Origin of the sequence: Oculatella sp. FACHB-28, assembly GCF_014696015.1 — a bacterium.
Classification (GTDB): domain Bacteria; phylum Cyanobacteriota; class Cyanobacteriia; order Elainellales; family Elainellaceae; genus JAAUTN01.
Genome location: NZ_JACJPJ010000086.1, coordinates 38,192 through 60,994 on the forward strand (window position 1 = coordinate 38,192; position 22,803 = coordinate 60,994).

Here is a 22,803-nt window from a genome sequence, read left to right on the forward strand (position 1 = left end):
GAAGGAATTCTTCACCCCTCATCCTGCTTACCTATCCTCCTGCCAAATCTTTATTTTCCGATCCCAGCCGCCGCTGGCAAACATTCTTCCGTCCGAGCTAAAGGCGATCGCCGTTACGTTTCCAGTATGTCCCTCAAGGTCACATAACCGTTTCCCAGTTTCAAGCCGCCAAATTCTTACCTTTTTGCCACTGCCACTAACGAGCCTTGCCCCATCAGGGCTAAACGCAATAGAGCGGATACCTGCGCCACCAGAAGCTTCTTTAGAAAATGTATTGAGAACCCCTCCTGTACCCAAGTCCCAAAGTTTAATCGTATCTGCATAACAGGCGGCAAGCGTTTTCCCATCCGGGTTAAAAGCAAGGGCATAAACAATTTCTAAAACTCCTTTTAGCGTAAGCAGCAATTCCCCCGTATCGACCTGCCACAGGTTAACCACACAGTCATATCCAGCACTGGCAAGAATTTTTCCATCTGGACTAAAGGCGATCGCTTTCACTCCATTAACCCAACCTACATGTCCTCTCAACGTGCGGATTTCCTTCCCTGTACGAAGATCCCAGAGTTTAATTGTGCAATCATCGCTACCACTAGCTAAGATTTGCCCATCAGGATGAATTGCAACAGTAGTTATAGCTCTGGAATGTCCAGCAAAAGTACGAATCTTAGGGCCAGTTTTCAAATCCCACTGCTTAATTGTGTGGTCATAGCTACCGCTAATCAAAAACTGCCCATTTGGGCTGAAGGTTACAGCGCTTACAAAATCCAGATGTCCAGGCAATGTCAGTTTTGCTTGCCCAAGTTGGGGATTCCACAGCCTCACATTTCTGTCCTGACCCACACTAGCTAACGTTTGCCCATCAGGACTAAAAGTCAGCGCCAGAATTGGCGTGAAAACGCTCCACTGCCCCTGCACTGTGCGGGTACACTGCCAAGTGGATGCGACAGGCGAGGTTTGCTCAACCTGATGCAAGGGTGTAACGATGGAAACAGCTCGCGATCTTTGTATCGTTTTTGCCTGTTCCACTAACTCAAGCGAAGATACCGACGGCGAAGACTCAGCAGCGTACAAATCCTGGAGAATCTGATCGGGAGTCTGATAGCGCTTATTGGTTGCCCGCTCTAGCATCTTGTCGAGAATTTGACCGAGGCGATCGCTTACTGGGTAACTCAAATAATCTCGCCAAATCCAAGCATCATCTCCGACACTAAGCAAATCAAACAAGTGCATTCCAGTCAGCAGGTGCACACACACAACCCCCAAGCTGTAAAGATCGCTTGAATATCCGGCTTTGCCAACCGTCTGCTCTGGTGACGCATATCCAGCACTGCCAATCATGGTGCCAGTTCTAGCCAGGGCAGTTTCTGAGGCGCGTTTAGCAGCACCAAAATCAACCAGCACCAATTGTTGATCGACCCTACGCCGAATCATATTTTCAGGTTTAATGTCTCGATGAATGACCTGATGATTGTGGACAAACTTCAGTACAGGCAGAATCGCAATCAAAAGCTGGCGAATCTGAGCTTCATCAAAGCAGCCCACTTCCAACAACTCTTCGGACAAATTGCGTCCATCTACAAATTCCTGAACCAGATATTGAGATTGCTCCTGTTCAAAGTAAGCAATCAGCGCTGGAATCTGAGCATGTTTGCCCAACTCATCCAAGCGGCAAGCCTCTTGACGGAATAACTCCGCCGCCTTGTCACTATCGCGCAGGTGGGGCGTTTGTGGAAAAAACTGCTTAATCACATAGCGCTGATCCGTTGGGTCTTGCTCATCTGTGACTAAAAAAGTTCTGCCAAAGCCGCCCTGCCCAATGGGTTTCAATGCCCGGTAGCGATCGCCCACCAGCAGTTTTGAGCCACAACTCTGACAATACTTCGCCTCAGTAGGGCTATAAGGCTTTTGACAAGCAGGATTGAAACAGTAACTCATGCAAAAGAGTGGCAACGAGAGCGGTGTAGGCAAAAAACACCTACTTTCATCATGAACAACTTTCCTAACTTGTGCAGTTCCATCTCCGTCTAAATACTGCAAGTCCTACAAAACCATCCAAAGACTGCGTATTTCTTGCATTTCAAAGTCAAAGTTACTTTTGTTAGCTTACTTTCTAAACCAGGTTGAAAGCTGCTTTAAAACCTTTCAGTCTGACACCAAGCCAAGCTTCGCTCACAAGAATCTGGAGTTCTAATCTTATGGTTTCAGCAAACGGACAGGGTGCGGCATGTAGCACCGATATCTTGGAGCGATCGCTACCCGTCAAAGACCTACATGGCAACGCGCTTTATTTCCCATCCTCCATCCTAGAGTCACCTCAGAAGCTAGTGATCGTTGATTCCAGTATTGAGAACCACCGCACCTGGATGAAGCAGACTGAAATCAAAACCAAGAAGTTTTTGCTCAATCCCGACTCAGATGGAGTTGAGCAAATTACCCAAATCCTTGACCGACATTCTGAAATCTTTGGACTTCACATCATTTCTAGCGGAACGTCCAACCACCTCTGTCTAGGCAGTACCAAACTCGGACTCCACAACCTCGATCGCTACGCTTGGGATTTACAAGACTGGTGCAGTTCCTTTTCTGCCACAGGTAGCGGAAAGATTGTTCTTTACGGCTGTACTGTTGTAGCTGAAAGTCATGGCTTTGAGTTTGTACACCGCTTCAGTCAACTTACAGGTGTAGATGTCATCGCTTCTAGTACCTAGTTCACAACTTTGCCTTTGAGCTTCATGATCCCTTGATAATCAGGGTTTTCTTGCTTTTGAGGGATAAAAACTGAAGATTATCGGGCATCCTGCAAATAGTTCTGGTGGAAGTACGACCTTAATAGTGCAACCTCATCATGTGCGACATTCCTGATTGCATTAGCCCAAGAGATCTGTTTTGGCTGTGGTATAACCGGGCAACGTTACGCCAGAAGAAGAACGCACGTCAACTTTTCAAGCGGTTTGTTACAGCCGCAGAAACTGAACGGGTGCTTCAGGTAATGTTGCAGCTTGAAAGCTTGTCCGATAATTCCCCTCACCTATAGTCTGGCTGACATACAGTTTGCGTGACCCACATTCTGTCTGCCTTCCTGTTTGCTCCCCTCCCGGTGCATCCTATTCTGGTAGATTTAGCGATACCATCAACTCTTGGTTTATTTCTGCTAAAGAAACAAGATTGGTGCGCTAATGAAAAGAACATTGCTGTCTGCTCTGCTGGTGCTGATGCTGCCCTTGGCTGCTTGTTCACCTGGTTCAGAGACAGCTTCATCGCCACAGGATTCTGTTGCCCAACCCTTTGTCACAGGTGCAATTCCTGACCAAGATCCAGAAAAGCTCCAGCGACTTTACAGCAAGCTGGCAGATTATCTGGAGGCAGAGTTGGGAGTACCTGTCGAATATCAGCCCGTCACGGACTACACAGCAGCGGTCACGGCTTTTCGAGTAGGTGACTTAGACATGGTCTGGTTTGGCGGATTAACTGGGGTGCAGGCTCGGTTGCAGGTTGAGGGATCGGAGGCGATCGCCCAGCGTGACATTGATGCTGACTTTCACAGTGTCTTCATCGCCAACAAAAATACTGGCATTGCTCCACTCAATGACCTGAATGAATTGACCAACCTCAAAGGGCGAACGTTTACCTTTGGCAGTGAGTCTTCTACGTCGGGTCGGCTGATGCCGCAATACTTCCTGGAGCAAGCAGGTGTGAGCCTGGAAGATTTCCGTGGAGAAGTTGGCTTTTCACAATCACACGATGCCACAATCCAGCTTGTGGAAGCTGGCACGTATGAAGTTGGTGTGCTTAATGAGCAAGTCTGGAAGAGCCGGGTTGAGGCAGGCGATATTGATTTGAGTAAGGTGGATGTGATCTGGCGATCGCCCGCATACTTTGACTACCACTGGGTGATCAACCCCCAAGTCAAAGAGCGTTACGGGGAAGACTTTGTCGAGCAGGTGCAGGCAGCACTGCTGAAGCTTGACCCCAATGTGCCGGAGCAAAAGGAAATTTTAGAGTTGTTTGGGGCAAATCAGTTTATCGAGACGGAGAATTCCAACTATCAGCAGATTGAGGACGTTGGGCGGGCGATCGGCAAGATTCAATGAATTCAGATCCCATCTTTGAGCTGAGACGAGTAACTCAGCAGTTTGGACATTTCCTGGCACTCGATGACATTAACCTGCAAATTTATCCTGGTGAACGGGTAGCACTGGTGGGGTCCAGTGGTGCTGGGAAAAGCACGCTATTGCGCTTGCTCAATGGAACCTTGTTGCCCAACCGAGGAGAAGTGTGGGCGTTGGGAAAAAATCTCAGTCGCCTCTCTTCTCGCCAACTGCGTCGTGTGCAGCGGCAGATCGGCACAATTTATCAGCAGTTTCAGTTAGTTGATAGCCTGCGAGTGATTCACAATGTGAACGCTGGTCATCTGGGGCGCTGGTCATTTTGGCGGGCAGCCCTGTCCCTGGTTTACCCGCTGGAGGTGAAAACTGCCGCTGCTGCCTTGCATCGAGTTGGCATTCCTGAAAAGCTCTATGCCCGAACAGATCAGCTCTCAGGGGGGCAGCAGCAGCGGGTGGCGATCGCACGAGTTCTAGTCCAAGATCCGCTAGTAGTTCTGGCAGACGAACCTGTCTCTAGCCTTGATCCAGCACTTAGCCAGGAGGTAATGAGTTTATTGCGAACTCTGGTGCAGGAATCGGGTAAGACGCTTGTGACCAGCCTCCATTCAGTGGAGCTAGCGCGAAGCCATTGCGATCGCATCATTGGGCTGCGAAACGGCAGAATCCTATTTGATGCACCACCCGCTTCTGTTTCGGCTGAAATGATCGATGCCCTCTATCGGCTGAAGGAGTAAAGGGGATGGATCAGCCGCTATCACGTCCCTCACTGCTAAATCAGCGTGCCATCTGGGGATTGGTTGCGTTGGGGGCGATCGCCCTTTCCCTTTACCAAGCAGGACTGTTTCAGCGGGACTGGCTCAACCTGGGTGGATTGTCCCAACTGGGGCGATTTTTCCAAGCTAGCGTACAGCCCGACCTCAGCCCAGAGTTTTTGCGTTTGACCCTGGATGCCACAGTCATCACACTGGCTTACGCGGTTTGTGGAACGTGCCTTAGTCTGCTGTTTGGGTTAGTCGGTGGTGTGCTCGTCTCAGAAGTATGGTGGCAGTCCGTTTTTCCTCGCCAAGCAAAGCAACGTTCAATTTGGCTGACGATTCGAGCAGGTTTAGCAATACCCAGGGCAATTCACGAACTGATCTGGGGATTGTTTTTAATCAATATTTTTGGCTTAGACCCACTGGTGGCAATTGTGGCGATCGCCATTCCCTACGGGGCGATCGTTGCCAAGGTGTTCTCCGAAATTCTAGATGAAACGCCCCGTCAACCGTTGATGGCGCTCTTAAACAGTGGCGTTGCGCCGCTGACTGCGTTTACCTACAGTCTTTTACCCCAAGCATTTCTAGATTTGCTTTCCTACAGTTTTTACCGCTTTGAGTGTTCGATTCGGTCAGCGGCAGTACTGGGGATCATTGGTGCAGGTGGGTTAGGCTATCAAATTTTGCTCAGCCTTCAGTCCCTTCGCTATGAGCAACTTTGGACACTCTTCTATGCGCTGTTTGTGTTGAATGGGACTGTCGATCTCACCAGCGCTGTCCTACGTCATCGTCTAGGGTCACCTAGTCGCCTAGATTTAAACTTGCGGCGGGACACTCGATCTAAGAGCCAGAAATTAGAGGGGTTGCGGGATGATTATTCCACTAGTTCGGGCGGGCAAGAGTCCCATCCCACTCAAAATGCAGCTGATCGAGTTTCTATGCCTAAGCAACAGCGACAACCCCGCGATCGCTGGGTCATGGTAGCAGGTTTGGGAGCAGTGCTGCTCATTCCTTTCTGCTTTTGGTATGTGTCAGCCGATTTCAGCAAGCTGTGGTCACCGCGCACAATGCAGCTCTTGGCAGATATTACTCAATCCTCCCTGCCACCCAACTTTGATCGAGAGCAACTTCCTCAACTGCTAGCGCTCTCATGGCAAACTTTGGCGATGTCGATTTTGGCGATCGCAGCAGCAGGCATCGGCGGAATTCTGCTTTCCTTTCCGGCAGCTCACAACTTCTTCTTGCCTGGTGGATTGCTCAATCCTACACAGTCCAGCCGATCAGGTTGTCTGCTTGCTTGGGGAATGCTGCTGCTCACCCGATCGGTTCTGCTGATTGCTCGTGCAGTGCCTGCACCAATTTGGGCGCTGGTAGCGCTATTTGTGCTGTTTCCAGGAATATTACCCGGGGCGATCGCCCTGGGGTTACATAACCTGGGAATTCTTGGTCGGCTGATGGCAGAAGTCACTGAAAACCTGGACCAGCGACCGCTACTAGCTTTGAAAGCGCAGGGAACGCCTGCCTCCCTGGTTTTTCTGTATGGCGTGTTGCCCACCACAATGACGCGATTCCTGGCTTACATTCTTTACCGTTGGGAGGTCTGTATGCGAGAAACTGTCATTGTCGGGCTGGTCGGCGCTGGCGGATTGGGGCGTTTGTTGACTGAGCAGTTGAGCAGTTTTGATTACAGCAGTGTCATCGTGACATTGAGCAGTTTTGTTGTCCTTACGTTTATTGTGGATTGGGTCAGCGGCAGGATGAGGCGATCGCTGCGTTAACCTTCAATCAAAACTTTTGCTTTGCCCCCACGAATCCATAATGAATTAGCGTCTTCAAATATCAGCTTGTTACAAAATTTAATAGATGAACTAACAAGCGATAAAAATATTTGTAGTTTTCTATACTATAGTTAATAAAAGAAAAGCTGGGCAATCTAAAGGGATTTAGGTTTGTGACTTTGTCTTCTGCCCCCTGTAGACTGCCTGGAACTGTAGCTGTCGTAGGGTAGTCTCTCATAGGTGGTGGCTGGTGTTTAACGCCCCACGGGGTCTTAGCAGGCAATGTCAGTGAGACAATGCCTCAGCAGATATTGAGTCTAGTCTACGCAAAACCTAAATCGCAAATCCCCAGTTTGAGAGGTATAGAGAGGCGTGAGTCAGCATCCATTAAATCGGCTGAGACGCTATGATGCGGGCGCGATCGCCCAACACTATCGCTACCGTCCCTGGAAAACCTGGTGGCGTTCTCTGATGGTTATGTTAGCGTTTGCTGGATTCATCCTGGGACTGAAGTGGGATGAGTGGCAGCACCGAGTTGAGGCAAATAAGTCTAAGCGTGCCGTTCAGCTACGTCAGTTGTTGACCCGATTGGGTCCAACCTTCATCAAAGTTGGTCAGGCGCTCTCCACTCGACCTGACCTTATTCGTAAAGACTTTTTGGAAGAGCTGATCAAACTGCAAGATCAGTTACCTCCCTTCCCTACTGCTCAAGCGTTTCCCATCGTCGAAACTGAGCTAAACCGTTCTATCAGTGAAATTTTTAGCGAGATTTCGCCAGAACCTATTGCTGCTGCTAGTTTAGGGCAGGTCTATCGGGCTAAGCTGCACAGCGGCGAAGAAGTAGCGGTTAAGGTGCAGCGTCCTAACCTGCTGCCAACTCTGACGTTAGATCTGTACTTGATGCGTTGGGCAGCGGGCTGGATTGCTCCCTGGCTGCCTCTAAATTTGGGGCATGACCTGACTCTGATTGTGGATGAGTTTGGTATCAAACTGTTTGAGGAAATTGATTATCTAAACGAGGGACGAAACGCCGAAAAGTTTGCTGCCAACTTTCAGGATGATCCTAACGTCAAGGTTCCTGCCATTTATTGGCGCTACAGCAGCACTCATGTCCTGACACTGGAGTGGATCAACGGCTTTAAGCTCACTGACATGCAGAAAATTCAGGAGTTTGGTCTAGATACAGATACCTTGATTCAAATTGGGGTCACTTCGGGGCTGAGGCAGCTTTTAGAGTTTGGCTTCTTTCATGCTGACCCACATCCTGGCAACCTGTTTGCGATGCCAGATGGTCGGATGGCCTATATCGACTTTGGCATGATGGATCAACTCAGCCAGGAGATGAAAGAAACGCTGGTTGACTCCTTGGTTCATCTCGTCAATAAAGATTACCCCGAACTTGCAGAGGACTTTGTAAAGCTTGGTTTCCTTACACCGCAAACCAACATCTGGGAAATTGTCCCAGCTCTAGAAATGGTCTTGGGTAAGGCAATTGGGGAAAGCGTTGGCAGTTTTAACTTCAAAACTATTACCGATCAGTTTTCTGAACTGATGTATGAATACCCGTTTCGGGTACCTGCTAAGTTTGCGCTGATTATCCGCTCTTTGGTAACTCAGGAAGGTCTGGCGCTTAGCCTTAACCCCAATTTCAAAATTGTTGAGGTTGCCTACCCCTATGTGGCTCGACGGCTACTCACCGGTGAATCGCCTGAACTACGGCGCAGGCTGATTGAGATCTTGTTTAAGAATGGCAAGTTCCAGTGGGAGCGCCTAGAGGATCTGATTGCGATCGCCCGTTCTGACCAAAACTTCGACATATTGCCAACGGCTCAATTAGGTTTACAATACCTGTTGTCTGATGAAGGTCAATTTTTGAGGCGGCAGCTTGTCTTGGCATTAGTTGAAGACGATCGCCTGCACACCGACGAAGTACGACGGCTATGGAATTTGATCAAACCAGACTTTAAGCCCTCGCGTTTATTAAACGCAGCCTTAGGAGCATTGACCGGACTATCTACTGAGGAAGTTGCTCTACTTCCAACCTTTGCAGCCTTCTCAGGATTTCAGAACAGGGCAAATCATTAAGTAGACAAACTACTCGCATTTTCAAGGATCTACCCCGTGCCCGTACCCTTATACTATTATTCTCCGCCTTATTTCCTGCTATTTGCCGGTCTTCTAGCTGGAATCGCCTCTGGAATCGCCTTTAAGACGACGCTTGAGCAGGCAGTCCAGGAGTGGTCACGAAATCGCTCGACTCGCACTTTAGCAAATTTACAGGGAATTCAACTGCTTGTGCCCTTTGTCGGAATTGGCATCGGAGCCTGTGTGTTTCTCTCATCGGGGCTGGAGATTTTTGGCTTCCCTACTTGGTTAGCGTATGCGATCGCTCTTCCCCTCACCGCTTTCATCAGCCTTTTGGTGTGGTATCAACTCAGCAGTATTCTTGTACAGCTCGAAAAAGGTGGCTCTAAAGCACTGGACTTAGACCTATTCAACTAAATTGGGTCATTTCTTGAAGCGCGAATGGGGGGCACGCCTAAGGCGTGCCCCCCATTCGCGCAGGAACATCTAGAACGATGCTTTTACTTGATGGCTACTTGCTCAATTACCTCGTAGCATTTACTCACAGGTTCAGCCTGAGTCATGGCAATCACTAGTTCTTCATAAGCAGAGCGGTGGACTTCTAGTAGCGATCGCGCTTGTAAAGATGCCCAGCGTTCCTTCGTTTCACATTCGCTCAGGGGTCGCTTAAGCTGTGTCCAGAGGATGCGTAGTTTTTGGCGATCGTCAGCGCCTCCCTCGGCATTCCCATAAACTAGCTTCTCAGCTGCCGCTCCTGCCATGCAGACCGTACAATAGCGGTCTACTAACTGAGCAGAAAGTATGCCCTTTTCCAATTCTGCATTGAGTTCCTGGCTGTCAAAACTCACACCACCTAGACCCGGTTGTCCCTGTCGAAAAGCTTCCCAGGCGCTTAAGGTGTAGCCCGTAATTGGAATTCCTAGAAGATGAGCCACCAGAAAATGCCCAGCTTCATGATGAATGACCCGCTCTCGGTGTTGGGGTGAAAAGCGAGCCAGCCAATCTAGCAGCAACGTACCCCCACGCCCCTGCCAACTCAGTGTGTCCAGCGTTGCTGCCCCTAATAGCCCAAAAACAGCGATCGCAGGCACCACGGGTGATAAGTTCACCAATGGTCCTAGCAGACTTGACATCACCAGGGTAAAAATTGTGATTGCAATTAGATTTAGAGCAGTTTGACTCATCGGTTAGCTTCCCAATCTGGCAGTCGGGGTACGGGCTTTGTAGAAGGTTTCGAGGCTGTCGCGATCGCCCACAAAGCGCCAATGCCAAGGTTCGTAGCTAACCCCTTGAGGATTATTTTCAGGGAAAGATAGCTCGAAATTGAAGTAAGCAGCGTTTTCCTTGAGCCACTTAAAGGCGGGTGTATTTTCAAAACTGATCTCTAAATCTGTCTCTGGTTGAGAGGAATCTGCTACGTCAACCGCGTAACCTGTATGGTGTTCACTGTAACCTGGTGGGGCGCTGACCTCAGCTCGCTCGGTTGAAGCCTGCCCTTGTTCAGCCTGGATGCCAAAAAACAGATATTGCTGTTCTTCAACGGTACGAAAACCAGAGATGGTGACCAGGTCAACTCCATCGGCACGAGCTGCATTGCTCATTTCAGTAAACCGCTCTGCCGCCGCTTGCCGCAAACGGATGCTGCCATCTGTGGCGATGGGTGCTAGTTCTGTTTCGGGTGCTTCCTCATAGGGGAGATGCCCCAGCAGCAAATCAGAAGACTGAGTGCCAGCGGGAGCCAGAGCTGTCTGAAGCCCAGCTTGTAGAGGAATAGCTGCACCACCAGTGAGGGAACCAGGGCTGATCGACTGAGTCAGCCAGGCCGCCAGACCACCTGCAATGAGGGCGATCGCAAACCCCATAAATCCCCACCAAAATAGCCGCCAGCCAGAACGGGTCGGCTTAGGCTTAAGGGCAGGAGTTTCGCGCAATGCTTCAGGAATATCATCTCCATGAGCCGATAGCCCTGGAGGCTTTCTGGGCGAACCCGCATTATTCACAGACCAACTCCCATACTTAGAAGTCCTCACATTAGTGATTGTAGAAGCGATTGTAAACTGAGGCACCCCCAACCTAATTTAACTTCTGATAAATATGCCGGGTCTGGAAATAAGTCTGTTAAAACTCTATGTTCCCCTAATCGGGTGGATTGGTCTGGGTGTCCTGTTGGGGCACAAGCTGCCTAAAGCCGTTCCCCTATTTCTCGGCAAGTTCCTGTTTTGGGTTGGAGTGCCGCTTAGCATTGTATCTTTTCTACGTCAGACAGATTTATCGGAGTCGGTTTGGCTAGCACCCATTGCTGCCTGGACAGCGATGCTGTTAGGAGGAGGACTAGCCTGGATTTGGATACAAGGGCGATCGCACTGGAAACACTGGCAGCAACAGCAAACTCTACATAGTGGCAGTCAGGCAAATTCTGCACTGAGAAATTTTACACAGAGAAATTCTGCACAGAGCAAGAGGCGATCGCCCCAAGCAAACTGGAGCAAACCTACTCAAGGCAGCTTTTTATTAGCAGCAATGGTAGGCAATACAGGATACCTGGGCTATCCCGTTTCGCTAGCACTAGTTGGACCGCAGTATTTTGCTTGGGCGATTTTCTATGACACCCTCGGCAGTACATTGGGAGCTTATGGGTTAGGGGTTGCGCTAGCAGCCCGATTTGGTATGGGCGGACAGGGGCAACGACTACTGATTGAAGCCCTATTGAAGAACCCTGCTTTATGGAGTTTTTGGTTGGGTTTGGGGTTCCGCACTATTCCATTACCAGAGCTAGCAGAGCAGGCATTAAAGGGCTGCGGTTGGGCGGTCATTGCTCTGTCTTTACTGTTGTTAGGAATGCGACTGAGCCAACTCACCTCATGGCAAAGCGTCAAACCCGCCTCGATCAGCTTGGGCATCAAAATGCTGATTGTCCCCTTAATGGTCGGGTTTGGGCTGTCATACTTTGGGGTAACAGGACCACCTCAATTGGCGATCGTCCTACAAATGTCCATGCCTCCAGCCTTCGCAACTCTAGTGATTGCTGAAGCCTACAATCTTGACCGAGAGTTAACGGTAACAGCATTAGCCGTCGGCTCACTGGGCTTACTGCTAACACTCCCCATTTGGTTATGGCTCTTCTCAAACTGACTCAAACTCAATAGACTCTCTGCATGAGTCCTTTCTTGAAGCATGAATGAAGGCGCGCCTCCATTCGTGCAGAAGGTCTAACAAAAAAGGAGGACAAACAATGCTGCACTCCTTTTCGGATTTTTTAGCTTCATCAAAAATTAAATTACCTATCCGACCCAATTCACATCTCCATCAGAAGTCCCCACTGAGGGTAGAGGCTTAGAGATCGGCAAATCTTTGCGGACAGAAGACTGCCCTTCGGTGGAGCTAGACTGACGACCCGGTACAGAAAGGCGAGGTGGCAAAGAAATTTCATCCCCGGCTGCCTTGGAAGGTTGGTTTGCGCTCAGCCCATCAGTTCTAGATTTTGACTGACCTACCCGTTGCTTAAAGGAATGGCGCTCTGGCACCACAATTTTTTCCATCAGATAGTCAACGGTTTGCTGTTTGACCCAGCCACGCGCGGCCAAAATTTCACCAAACCGCATCCCAGTTACCTTTTGGTCGTTGAGAGCGACTTCGATTTGACCAGCGGTCAACAAACCCGCATCGACTAGATAACTGCCTATTCGCTTCGTACCAGTGAGCGTTGGCACCGTTTTAACCCGGTAACGATCGCTCTTGTCTTGCATGCTCAGCTCCAGAAATCACTGTAAAAGGTGTGAGGAAGGTATCGAAACAGTCAACCGATAGTTCAAGGAGGGTGAAACGTACCAAGCCATCTGTCCTTGTATTTGCTGATACTCGTACTTGCTGGATGTTAGAGGGGCATCTCAAGCAATTACGTACTTTAAGTGGTCAAAGGATGCAGATGTCCTAATTACTACAGCGTAATTCCACACAGTATATCAACTATTTTATGCAAGCTTCATGAATCTGCTTATAGGTTGACAAAGAAGACTACGGAGTTGTTCCAGCCATGTTAGAGAATTTCCATAGGCGATCGCTCTCCTTCCTATACTCTTCATGGCTTCTTCATCGTTTTCCTGACATTACTGACTGATTGCTTAACATAGCTGAGCTTTAGAGATTGTCTTGAAATTTCTTTAAAATTTTTGAGAACTCTCAATCCCTTTGACCAGCGAGCAGAAAAGCAGAGGGAATAATAAACAGATACAGCCAGCAACTCTAGAGCTTGAAGCTAGACCGATTCAACCTCGTGTGGAGTGAGACGAGCAGCGGCAAAACCATCACCAAATTGAAAGCTGTTCATTTCCATTCAAAAAGTTCTATCAAACGGATCGACTTTTCTCATCATGTCAAGGCCAAATATGTCACCTCTTCAGTGGTTTGGTCGTCAGCCTCACACTGTTACTGTTACACCCACTCCTAAAAAACCAAAATTTATTAGCCTACGAACAAAATTGTTAGTGGGGTGCAGTTTGGCGTTTGCGACTGTCTGGGCAGGGGTTTTCTATCGGGCCTATAGCCTTGCAACAGAGCAAGCCATCTCCCATATCAAGGATGATTTGGCTAGTACCCTAACGGCTGCGGCTAACCAGGTCAATGGCGACACATTCTTATCTTTGTACCGGGAAGGAAAACGTAGAGAAGATGGCTACAGCAATGACTTACGTTATTGGCAACATGTCAGGTGGTTGGCAACCGTAGAGAGCATTGAACCAAGAGCCTTTACCTACACCTATGTAGCCGCACCAGAACCAGGGGCAATCTTTTTTATCGGTAGCGGCAGTGCCATTAACCATAGGATCGACGGAGCAAAATTCCTTCAGTATTACGACGTTGAAGCAGAGGAAGGGTCAACCGAAGGCTCAATTCTTTACCAGGGGCTATCCAGTCAGACGATCAGCACCGAATCCTTCACCGATCAATGGGGAACCTGGATTTCTGGAGTCGCACCCATTACTAATTTACAAGGTGAAAAGGTTGGCGCTTTGGGAGTTGATTTTCGTTTTGATGAGGTGCGTAAAGTTCAACAAGCAATTCGCCACCAGTTCTTAATCTCCTTCATTCCCACCTATGGCATCATCTTCGTGCTGGTCTACATTTTGTCGGGCGAGTTGACGAAACATTTGACGAAGCTCACTGAATCAGCCGAATTCATCGGTGCAGGAAACTATGAGCAGGGACTGTCCTATTCTCGGCAAAGCCGCTTCCCAGATGAGATGGACATTCTTGCTAAGGTATTTGACCTGATGATTACCAGCATCCGTACCCGTGAGCAGTTAATTCGTGAAGGCAAACTGGTAGAAAATGAAATGCGTCATGCTCTACAGGTGGAGAAAGAACTGAGTGAACTCAAATCTCGCTTTGTCGCGATGGTTTCCCATGAACTGCGAACTCCGTTGACTGTAATCAAAACTTCTACGGAGTTGCTAGAACACTATGGGCAAAAAATAACCGAAGAGAAAAAGCAGCAATATTTTTGCCGAATGCAGACTGCAATTCAGAATATGACGCAGTTGCTTGAGGATGTTTTGGTTGCCAATCAGGCAGAAGCTGGACAGTTGGAGTTCAATCCAATTTCACTGGATCTAGAGCAGTTTTGTCGTGAGATTACAGCAGAGATGCAGCCAGAAGAAGGCAGCAGTCCGGTCATCACATTCACCAGTCAAATGAATGGCGAACCAGCGTGTGTAGACAAAAAGCTTTTACGCTTTATTCTGATCAATCTCCTCTCAAATGCTCTGAAGTACTCTAAAACCGGACAAACCATTGATTTTGAGCTAGTTTGCCACAAGCAGATAGCTACCTTCACGGTGCGCGATCGCGGAATTGGTATCCCTCCTGAAGATCAGCCTCATTTGTTTAAGCTATTTCACCGGGCTGGCAATGTCGAGGCCGTTCAAGGAACAGGACTGGGACTGGCGATCGCCCAGCAGTGTGTGCTGCGCCATCAGGGGGAGATCAGCTTTACCAGCCAGCTTGGGGAAGGCACGACTTTCACAGTTAAGATTCCGCTTCAAAAGACGCAGCCAGTTCTGCTGGGCTAATTTTTTCATACCCCTCAAACGGCTGGTGAATCCAGGGATTGTCAGACAAATAGTCAACGTAGTAGTCAGGAGCAATGACCGAGCATTCTTTGTACCACAACACGGCAGTTCGCACTTCGTCGGTGTAAAACCCGTAGTGGCGATCGAGCCAAGTCAGAGTGCGCTTTAAAGTCACACCTGAATCGACTAAATCATCAACCAGCAGAACATGGCTGCCTAGATTGGCGGTTGTCATCGTTAAGTCGCGAGAAAAGGTGACTGAGCCTCGTACTTGATTATTGGGACCACCATAGGAGGAAGTTGCCAGAATTGCCAGGGGTTTGTCATAGATGCGAGACAAAACGTCTCCAACTCGTAGTCCACCTTTAGCGAGACAAATAATTTGGTTGAAATTCCAACCGGACTGGTGAATTTTGACCGCGAGTTGCTCAATTTTTTGGTAGTAATCTGCCCAGGAAACGTGAAGGTCTGGCATGACAGGCTCAATTCAGATTGCAAAGATGAGAAGCATCATATAGGAAACTTGTTTAATTTTTGAAAGGTTGTGTCCCCTTCACCGTACAACTTTCAAAAATCAAACTTCAAAATTCCACAAAATCATGACACCCTGAGATGATGGCACAAGGTAACTGTTTTGACATGTAACCAGACGCAATACTGGCACTTGTATCAGCGCGCTGTTGCTATACCTCCCCTAACCTGCTGTTATAGGTTTGCCAGAGGAAACGCTTGCCTAAGTTCCCTATCGTTCAGCCTGCCTTAAATTCGACATGACTCAATCTGCACCTGCTGATACTCAACCATCTCAAAAGCTCAACCTTTTCACCAAGCTATCTTACGGCGCTGGAGATATGAGTGGAGGCATCACTGCAAACTTACAGGCCTGGTCGCTGCTGATTTTTCTCACTAATGTTGCTGGGTTAAATCCAGCTTTGGCAGGGCAAGTATTGCTGATCGGCAAAGTGTGGGATGCATTCAACGATCCTGCGGTGGGGGTGTTGAGCGATCGCACCCATTCTCCTCGCTGGGGCCGTCGTCATCCCTGGATGCTGTATGGCACCATTCCAATGGGGTTGAGCTTTTGCCTAATGTGGCTAGTGCCAGATTTTAATATCACACTCAAGTTTTGGTATTACGTCCTGGTTGGCATTCTTTTTAACGCAGCTTACACCGTGGTCAATGTACCTTACTCTGCTCTGACTGCGGAGCTAACCCAAGACTATGACGAGCGCACCAGCTTAAACAGCTTTAGGCTTGCCTTTTCACTGGGTGGTGCAGTCTTAGCCCTGGTTTTGGGCTTCGTGATGGGGGAAGTTTTCTCCAATGCCAGACAACAATATTGGGTCACGGGAATTGTGTGCGCCGTCCTGTCGATCTTGACGCTGTATTGGTGTATTTGGGGCACCATTGGCAGAACGCGGCAAAACATGCAGCAAGCCAGCTTGCAGCCAGAAAACGATGCAGAATCGATGCCAATTTTAGAACAATTCAAAGTTGCCCTAAGCAATCGTCCTTTTCTCTATGTGATTGGTATTTATCTGTTCTCCTGGCTGGCACTCCAGTTTACGGCTGCAATCATTCCCTACTTTGTTGTGAGCTGGATGGGGCTGGACTCTTATTTTTTGGTAGCAGCGGCCGTCCAGGGAACGGCAATTATCATGCTGTTTGTTTGCAACGCCATTAGCAAGCGGGTTGGTAAGCGATCGCTCTATTTCATGGGCATGGGCTTGTGGATTATTGTTCAGGCAGGTCTATTCTTTGTGCAGCCTGGTCAGGTTGGGCTGATGTATTTACTTTGTTTTGCTGCCAGTTTTGGAGTTGCCACCGCTTATCTGGTGCCCTGGGCGATGTTGCCCGACGTGATCGAGCTAGACGAGTTAGAAACCGGGCAGCGGCGAGAAGGCGTTTTCTACGCGTTTATGACCCTGCTGCAAAAAATTGGACTGGCAGTCGGACTGGCTCTGGTGGGTATCGCACTGGAGCAATCAGGCTTCATCGAAGCCACTCCTGGAGAGCCGCTTCCGGTGCAACCTGAGTCTGCGCTGTTGGCCATTCGCGTGGCGATCGGTCCATTACCTACCGTGTCACTGATTTTAGGCGTGATTTTGGCTTACTTTTATCCAATTACCCGTGAAAAGCACGCTGAAATCCTTCTAAAGTTGCACCAGCGCAAGCAAGCTCGCCAAATCGAAGCCGCAGAAGCCGTTCCTGGCGAATTGCCTCAGCCTCCACTAGCTAGCGATGAACCGGCAGAAGATGAAACCAGACTTTAAGATGAACCTTGCTGAGCTACGGGCTTATCTGCTTTCACATTGTGATGATGAGGCATTCTATTAGCTCTGGTTGGGGTTCTCCCCCGCTTCACCCGGTCTTAGACAAAGATCAGGTTCACCTTTGGCTAACCTGGGTTGATCAGGCGATCGCCCAAGTTCCCCAACTTCGACAAATTCTCTCTGCCGACGAGCAAGCCAGAGCCGATCGCTTCCACTTTGAGCGCGATCGCCATCGCTTCACCATCAGTCGAGGACGATTGCGGCAAATCTTGAGCCGTTATTTGAATACTTCCGCTGAACAAATTCAGTTTTGCTATGGAATTCACGGCAAACCGTCATTAGCAGGTTCTCTTGCCAACACCGGACTGCAATTTAACCTGGCGCATTCTGGGGAAGTCGTATTGTGCGGAGTAACACGCGATCGCCAAATCGGGGTTGATGTTGAGCAAATTCGCCCATTGCCCAAAGTTCATCAACTTGCAGAACGTTGCCTTTCCCTCCAAGAGCAAAATTCGCTCATCAATTCAAACTGCCCTGAAGAAACTTTTTTAACCTATTGGACTTGTAAGGAGGCTTATTTAAAGGCGATCGGCAGCGGTTTGAGTCAACCTATGGACCAAATCGAATTTGCCCTAACTCCAAAGGTTCAACTGCAGAAGGTTTTAGGCAGTTCTGAAACAGCAAACCTCTGGTCGTTACAGCTACTCGATCTTTCGGCTAGCTACAAAGCAGCCCTTGCGGTAGAAGGGCAGGACTATCAGCTAAGGTGCTGGGAGATCTGATTAAGTTTGCCGGAAAGCAGAGGGGGAGATCGCTCCTGCACCTACCCTACAATTGAGAATCAATTCTTTTATCGTGCGTCAGTCGCCTCAGTCCCATAATCAGTGCAACTCCCGCCAATGCCCCACCAATGTGAGCAATCCGATTAACTCCATCTTGCAGTCCAACCTGCTGCAATTCAGTTACCACCTGCTGAATCACAAACTGCCCCAAAATCAGAACTTCTAGAATTTTGCGCCAGCTCCAGCTCAGCTTAAGCAGAACACTGACAACAAACAAGCCAAATACCGCGCCAGAAGCCCCCAAAGAAAGAGTTGCTCCAGGCTGCAACAGCACACTCAACAGGTTTGCACCCAGCCCTGTAACGAGATAGCTTGCAACAACACCTAAAATCCCTTCTTCTTCCTCAACTAGCTTGCCAAAGATGTAGAGAAAAAACAGGTTGCCTGAAAGGTGCGCCCAATTTGCGTGAAGGAACATGGACGTAAAAAATTGATACCAAACAGGGCGAGCATGGTTTAGATAAAGAAACTGGAGCGGTAAAACCTGATCCAGCATAAACAGGATTAAATTGATCAGAATCAGCGCAAAAACGCCATTATAAAAACGTTCTTGCTTTCGGTCAGGTCGGTTAAGTTCTAACATCTATAGGTTTCGGTTGAGAACAGCAGAGCAGCAATTCTGTCAGGCTCAAGCGTATGCTTGCTTCTATTTTAGGAAGGCTAGAATCCAGGTTTGACTGAGGGCAGGGAGCAAGCAGGGAGAGGAAGGCGATCGCTCCAAAGCTGGCTGCTTGTATCTTAGCGAAGTGAATTAGGGTGGCGTGAATTCACAAAATTGTACGAGAAAATAGTTCATATGTTCGTATTGGCGATCGCTTACCCTAAAGGATGGGAACTTACAAACGCTCTATGTCCTACGAACCGCTTCATCACAAATATCGTCCGCAGACGTTTGCAGAACTGGTAGGACAGGGGGCGATCGCCACCACGCTTAGCAATGCCCTTCAGCAACAGCGAATTGCCCCTGCATACCTATTTACTGGACCTAGAGGAACGGGAAAAACGTCCAGCGCCCGAATTTTGGCAAAATCACTGAACTGCATCAAAAGTGATGTGCCTACGGCCAAACCCTGTGGCGTGTGTGATGTGTGCCGGGCGATCGCCAGAGGCTCAGCTTTAGATGTGATCGAAATCGACGCAGCTAGCAACACAGGCGTAGACAACATCCGTGAACTGATCGAACGTGCCCAGTTTGCTCCAGTTCAGTGTCGCTTTAAGGTCTACGTCATCGATGAGTGCCACATGCTTAGCACAGCAGCATTTAACGCTTTGCTCAAGACTTTGGAGGAACCGCCCGATCGCGTTGTGTTTGTGTTAGCAACGACCGATCCACAGCGGGTGCTGCCAACCATCATTTCTCGATGTCAGCGGTTCGATTTTCGCCGGATTCCGCTAGAGGCAATGGTGGAGCACTTAGGCGTAATTGCGTCTAAGGAACAGATCAACATCGCCCCTGATGCCGTGCAACTAGTCGCCCAAATCTCTCAAGGCGGACTGCGAGATGCCGAAAGCTTGCTCGATCAGTTGAGCTTACTGGAAGGCGAAATCACAGTTGAGCGGGTTTGGGAACTGGTAGGCGCAGTGCCAGAACGAGATTTACTAGAGCTGGTGCGAGCGATCGCCCAGGATGATCCTGCAAGGCTGCTAGACCAAGCGCGTCACCTGATGGATCGAGGTCGGGAGCCGCTGATCGTGCTGCAAAACCTCGCTAGCTTTTATCGAGATTTGCTGATTGCCAAAACTGCCCCCAATCGTAACGATCTAGTTGCCATTACACCGCCAACTTGGGCTGAGCTACGAGAATTTGTGCAAGATCTGGAGCTCGCGATCATTCTGATGGGGCAGCAGCATCTTCGGGCCGCTGAGGTACAGGTCAAAAACACAACTCAGCCTCGGCTTTGGCTAGAGGTGATTTTGATGGGGCTGTTGCCTTCTGCGATCGCCAGTCAAGCTGCACCCGTCCAGCAGCGGAGTACAGCAGTTCAACCAGTTAGCAGGGTGCGATCGCCATCCACAGCCCCTGTCGCTCAAACACCCAATCCTGCCGCTATTCCTACTCCCGTCAAACCAGATCTTGCTAAACCGGAACAAGTTGCAGCGCAGGAAACAGCTGCTCCTTCCCAAGAAACTGGTGAAGCAGTGCAGCAACCTTCAGAGGTTGCTGCCTTACCCGTCGAAGACATTGAACCACTTACAGAAGAAATTTCTGAAGAGCCTGAAACTGACCCGATAGTTTCTCAACCTACCACTAGCTCTACTGAGCAAACAGATCTCAACCAGCTTTGGCAAGAAGTTTTGTCCTACTTGCAGCCGCCCTCAACTCAGATGCTCTTACGCCAACAGGGTAACTTGGTTAGCTTCGATGGTCAGGTTGCCCAGATTGCAATTAGCGCCAAGTGGCATCCGACCGTCAAAGAGAGAGCATCTAGAGTTGAAGCTGCTTTCCAGAAAGCCTGCAATCATCCAGTTGTTGTCAGAATCGATGCTACAGGTTCGCCGCCACCGCAATTGGGTAATACAGACTCCGCGAAAGGAATTTCTTCTGCTTCACACCCCCTCCCCTCAAACCTAGCCAATCATACAGACACAAACCATCCAGCAGCTTTCAGCCCCCCATCCTCAACTCCTGCTCCTGCCAAACCCAGTTTCATCCAGAAGGAGCCTACCAACGGGCAAACTTACCCATCAAAAAATGGACATGTCCAACCGCTCGAACAGCCCTCAAATCTGCCACTAGCAAAATTTTCGGTTGATGCGCCTGATGTCGGACTGTCTCTACCTGCCTGGGAAGCAGAGGATAAAGTGACGGAGGCAGCTAAAAGTCTAGCCAACTTTTTTAATGGGCAAGTTGTTAGCTTAGAGGGCGATATTGAGCTACCTCAAAGCTCCGAAGTTTTCTCGACCGATGGCGATGGAGCCGGAATCAATGAAAACGACCTGGATGCTGAAGACGATGAGCTTCCCTTTTAATACCACTTCCAAAAATTAGAGCTACAGAATGGAAGGGCACCCCGCTAAGCGGGGTGCCCTTCCATTCTGTAGCTTGTTTTTGTAGAAACAGTATAAGAGCATCTTCTAGGGTCAAAAGGCATTACTCTCATTTGCCAGCCAGCACAACATCAGCACTATAGCTGCAACAACTGACGGCGACGAGCAAGAATTTGCTCCGGCTCGATCTGGACAACGGCTTCTGCAAGCGGCAGTGCCCGTTTTGCCCCTTGAAATACGTTCACCTGGTAAACCCGCTGGTTGGTCATATCTACTCCAGTCAACCAACCGCTTTTGGGATGATACGCGCCCGTGTCGATGTCTAACCAGCCTCGCCCCTGCGCTAGCGCACCAGGAGTTACGTTCGGCAACGTAAAGGTAATCGTGTGCCCTGTAACAATCAGCTTGTCTGGAAAGTAGGGTTTTTGAATGCTGTGAAACTCTTCCCGAATCCAGCAGTAGTCCTGCACGGTCTGGTCAACCAGTGGCACGCCCGGATGTACTCCCGCATGAACCAGCCAAACGTCTCCCAAGTCTAGATGGGTTGGCAGTTGACGAATCCAGTCTAAATGTTCAAGCAGTGCTTCGGGTTGCTTGTAGCTAGAGATTGTTGTCTGTCCGCCGCTGTAGAGCCATGCTTGAAGTGCATTGGGACAAACTTTGCCTTGAGGGAAAGAGTCAACCAGAAGCTGTTCATGGTTTCCGAGCAGGCAAGTGTAACCATTTTGCCTGACAAAACTGACCACCTGAGCACTTTTTGGACCTCGGTCAATCAGGTCGCCTAGAAAATAGACTTGGTCTGCTGAGCTTGGAGCGATCGCCTCCAACAGTCTCATCAAGCCATCGTAGTGACCATGTACATCACCAATAAAAATGCGACGACCACTAACCACGCTCAATCAGTCCTTCTACTAAAAACACTAGATAGGATCACGGGGCCAAGTGCCATGAACCCACTCTGAAACCCAGAACCAGCTTCTCAGTGCGACGGCTCTATAAAAAATTACGCGCTTCCGAGAGAATTTCAGGAAATCAGTTTTGATTGTTCACAGTCGTTGCTTTTGCCGGGAAAAAGGAATGCTGGATAAAGCCCCATTTATTCAATTATGCCCAACAGAATCAACAACTATCACGATTAGAGTGTTAAATATGATACCTACACTCAATCTTCATTGGCTTAAAGCTCGTAAAAACTGCTGTAAACCAGACAACAGCCCTTTTCGGGAAGTTTGTTGAGCAGTTGGTTGCCCTGTTGCTCTTGCAAAGATTTCATCTAGAGCTTCTCCCACAGGTTTCTGTGGTTCCTCTGCAATCAACTGATATCCTGTATCTTTTTCTATCCAAACTTGCCAGGGATCAGGGAAAGAGCGCAACAGGGCGGCACCCTCTAGGGGTTTGAGGTAGTAGCAAGACTCAAAGGTGCTGAGCAAGCGATCGCGAAGCTGTCGTCCAGCATAGCCAATCCCAATTGTGGCAATGTCTTCCAGGCGGGGATTGAGCAAAACAACGGGACGATCCAACGCTGTTTCACACAGTTTTTCGACTTGTGCGATTTCTACAGCGGAAGGTTCTACAAAAATAAATAGCTTGTCTTCTGGCTGAATCTCAGCCTTGATTTCTCCCATCGCCCGAATTGAGTAGGGCTTTTCGCCCCAATCTCGCCGTGCCAGAGCCGCTGATCCGGCATCTGGGAAAAACACCCTTAGTTGACTGCCCAAATCCTCGAAAGCCGGAATAAATTTCTCGGCAACAGGAAGAATTTTGAGTTCTGGGAAGGCTAGTTCTACCTGAAGCCGGGTACGACCAGCAGCGATCGCCGCTTGGGTCGCTTGCTGCGCCTGAGCGATCGCGTCATCAAGGGTGTTAGGAAGTTCGGACATGGGGGGTGAAGGGGGACTAGGAATTAGG

Annotated in this window: 20 protein-coding genes; 12 read left to right on the forward strand and 8 right to left on the reverse strand. The window is 49.1% G+C overall.

The genetic code is table 11. The features are described 5' to 3' along the window. Positions 1-27: 27 nt before the first annotated feature. A complete protein-coding gene (locus H6F88_RS21125; protein ID WP_190644704.1) occupies positions 28-1,935 on the reverse strand; it encodes a serine/threonine-protein kinase in 1,908 nt (635 codons plus the stop codon). Between the two features lie 260 nt (positions 1,936-2,195). On the opposite strand from H6F88_RS21125, the gene H6F88_RS21130 reads away from it, so the two are divergent. From H6F88_RS21130 to H6F88_RS21160, 7 genes are all read left to right on the forward strand, one after another. Then, positions 2,196-2,708 (forward strand): DUF4347 domain-containing protein, encoded by a 513-nt coding sequence (locus tag H6F88_RS21130; protein ID WP_190644705.1) that lies wholly within the window; start codon positions 2,196-2,198, stop codon positions 2,706-2,708. A gap of 137 nt (positions 2,709-2,845) precedes the next feature. Next, positions 2,846-3,034 (forward strand): hypothetical protein, encoded by a 189-nt coding sequence (locus tag H6F88_RS21135; protein WP_190644706.1) that lies wholly within the window; start codon positions 2,846-2,848, stop codon positions 3,032-3,034. 142 nt (positions 3,035-3,176) lie between these two features. Beyond that, the gene (locus tag H6F88_RS21140; protein WP_190644707.1) at positions 3,177-4,091 is read left to right on the forward strand and encodes a putative selenate ABC transporter substrate-binding protein; all 915 of its coding nucleotides are present in this window, start codon (positions 3,177-3,179) and stop codon (positions 4,089-4,091) included. Continuing rightward, positions 4,088-4,840, forward strand: a complete 753-nt coding sequence (locus H6F88_RS21145; protein WP_190644708.1) for a phosphonate ABC transporter ATP-binding protein — start codon at positions 4,088-4,090, stop codon at positions 4,838-4,840. The genes H6F88_RS21140 and H6F88_RS21145 overlap by 4 nt, the downstream gene beginning before the upstream one ends. A gap of 5 nt (positions 4,841-4,845) precedes the next feature. Next, positions 4,846-6,639 carry an ABC transporter permease subunit gene (locus H6F88_RS21150; RefSeq protein WP_190644709.1) on the forward strand — a complete coding sequence of 598 codons (1,794 nt, stop codon included), beginning with the start codon at positions 4,846-4,848 and terminating at the stop codon, positions 6,637-6,639. A gap of 372 nt (positions 6,640-7,011) precedes the next feature. Continuing rightward, the gene (locus H6F88_RS21155; protein ID WP_347277721.1) at positions 7,012-8,724 is read left to right on the forward strand and encodes an AarF/ABC1/UbiB kinase family protein; all 1,713 of its coding nucleotides are present in this window, start codon (positions 7,012-7,014) and stop codon (positions 8,722-8,724) included. A gap of 36 nt (positions 8,725-8,760) precedes the next feature. After that, positions 8,761-9,141, forward strand: a complete 381-nt coding sequence (locus tag H6F88_RS21160) for a hypothetical protein (RefSeq protein ID WP_190644710.1) — start codon at positions 8,761-8,763, stop codon at positions 9,139-9,141. Between the two features lie 83 nt (positions 9,142-9,224). On the opposite strand, the gene H6F88_RS21165 is transcribed toward H6F88_RS21160, so the two are convergent. Together H6F88_RS21165 and H6F88_RS21170 are read right to left on the reverse strand one after the other, a co-directional pair. Then, positions 9,225-9,908, reverse strand: coding sequence for an ATP-dependent Zn protease (locus tag H6F88_RS21165; protein ID WP_190644711.1), 684 nt, complete (start codon positions 9,906-9,908; stop codon positions 9,225-9,227). Between the two features lie 3 nt (positions 9,909-9,911). Next, a complete protein-coding gene (locus H6F88_RS21170; protein WP_347277722.1) occupies positions 9,912-10,724 on the reverse strand; it encodes a M15 family metallopeptidase in 813 nt (270 codons plus the stop codon). A 94-nt stretch (positions 10,725-10,818) separates the two neighbouring features. Here H6F88_RS21170 and H6F88_RS21175 point away from each other — a divergent pair, with 94 nt between their 5' ends. After that, a complete protein-coding gene (locus H6F88_RS21175) occupies positions 10,819-11,856 on the forward strand; it encodes an AEC family transporter (RefSeq protein ID WP_190644712.1) in 1,038 nt (345 codons plus the stop codon). A gap of 149 nt (positions 11,857-12,005) precedes the next feature. On the opposite strand, the gene H6F88_RS21180 is transcribed toward H6F88_RS21175, so the two are convergent. Further along, a complete protein-coding gene (locus H6F88_RS21180) occupies positions 12,006-12,470 on the reverse strand; it encodes a hypothetical protein (protein ID WP_190644713.1) in 465 nt (154 codons plus the stop codon). 639 nt (positions 12,471-13,109) lie between these two features. Between H6F88_RS21180 and H6F88_RS21185 the strand changes: the two genes are divergently transcribed. After that, on the forward strand, positions 13,110-14,792 hold the full coding sequence (locus H6F88_RS21185; RefSeq protein ID WP_190644714.1) for a HAMP domain-containing sensor histidine kinase: 1,683 nt from the start codon (positions 13,110-13,112) through the stop codon (positions 14,790-14,792). Here H6F88_RS21185 and H6F88_RS21190 read toward each other — a convergent pair. After that, positions 14,749-15,267, reverse strand: coding sequence for a phosphoribosyltransferase (locus H6F88_RS21190; RefSeq protein ID WP_190644715.1), 519 nt, complete (start codon positions 15,265-15,267; stop codon positions 14,749-14,751). The genes H6F88_RS21185 and H6F88_RS21190 overlap by 44 nt on opposite strands. Positions 15,268-15,562: 295 nt before the next feature. On the opposite strand from H6F88_RS21190, the gene H6F88_RS21195 reads away from it, so the two are divergent. Both H6F88_RS21195 and H6F88_RS21200 read left to right on the forward strand, forming a co-directional pair. Continuing rightward, positions 15,563-17,065: an MFS transporter gene (locus H6F88_RS21195; protein WP_190644716.1), complete on the forward strand. Its 1,503-nt coding sequence runs from the start codon at positions 15,563-15,565 to the stop codon at positions 17,063-17,065. Positions 17,066-17,109: 44 nt separating this feature from the next. Continuing rightward, positions 17,110-17,847 carry a 4'-phosphopantetheinyl transferase superfamily protein gene (locus H6F88_RS21200; protein ID WP_199333727.1) on the forward strand — a complete coding sequence of 246 codons (738 nt, stop codon included), beginning with the start codon at positions 17,110-17,112 and terminating at the stop codon, positions 17,845-17,847. Positions 17,848-17,893: 46 nt separating this feature from the next. Here the strand turns inward: H6F88_RS21200 and H6F88_RS21205 are convergent, their stop codons facing one another. Then, positions 17,894-18,490, reverse strand: coding sequence for a rhomboid family intramembrane serine protease (locus H6F88_RS21205; RefSeq protein WP_190644717.1), 597 nt, complete (start codon positions 18,488-18,490; stop codon positions 17,894-17,896). Positions 18,491-18,756: 266 nt separating this feature from the next. Here H6F88_RS21205 and H6F88_RS21210 point away from each other — a divergent pair, with 266 nt between their 5' ends. Beyond that, positions 18,757-20,877, forward strand: coding sequence for a DNA polymerase III subunit gamma/tau (locus H6F88_RS21210; RefSeq protein ID WP_190644718.1), 2,121 nt, complete (start codon positions 18,757-18,759; stop codon positions 20,875-20,877). Positions 20,878-21,032: 155 nt separating this feature from the next. Here the strand turns inward: H6F88_RS21210 and H6F88_RS21215 are convergent, their stop codons facing one another. Both H6F88_RS21215 and H6F88_RS21220 read right to left on the reverse strand, forming a co-directional pair. Continuing rightward, positions 21,033-21,794 (reverse strand): metallophosphoesterase family protein, encoded by a 762-nt coding sequence (locus tag H6F88_RS21215; protein ID WP_190644719.1) that lies wholly within the window; start codon positions 21,792-21,794, stop codon positions 21,033-21,035. A gap of 270 nt (positions 21,795-22,064) precedes the next feature. Continuing rightward, the gene (locus H6F88_RS21220) at positions 22,065-22,775 is read right to left on the reverse strand and encodes a DUF1995 family protein (protein ID WP_190644720.1); all 711 of its coding nucleotides are present in this window, start codon (positions 22,773-22,775) and stop codon (positions 22,065-22,067) included. Positions 22,776-22,803 lie beyond the last annotated feature (28 nt).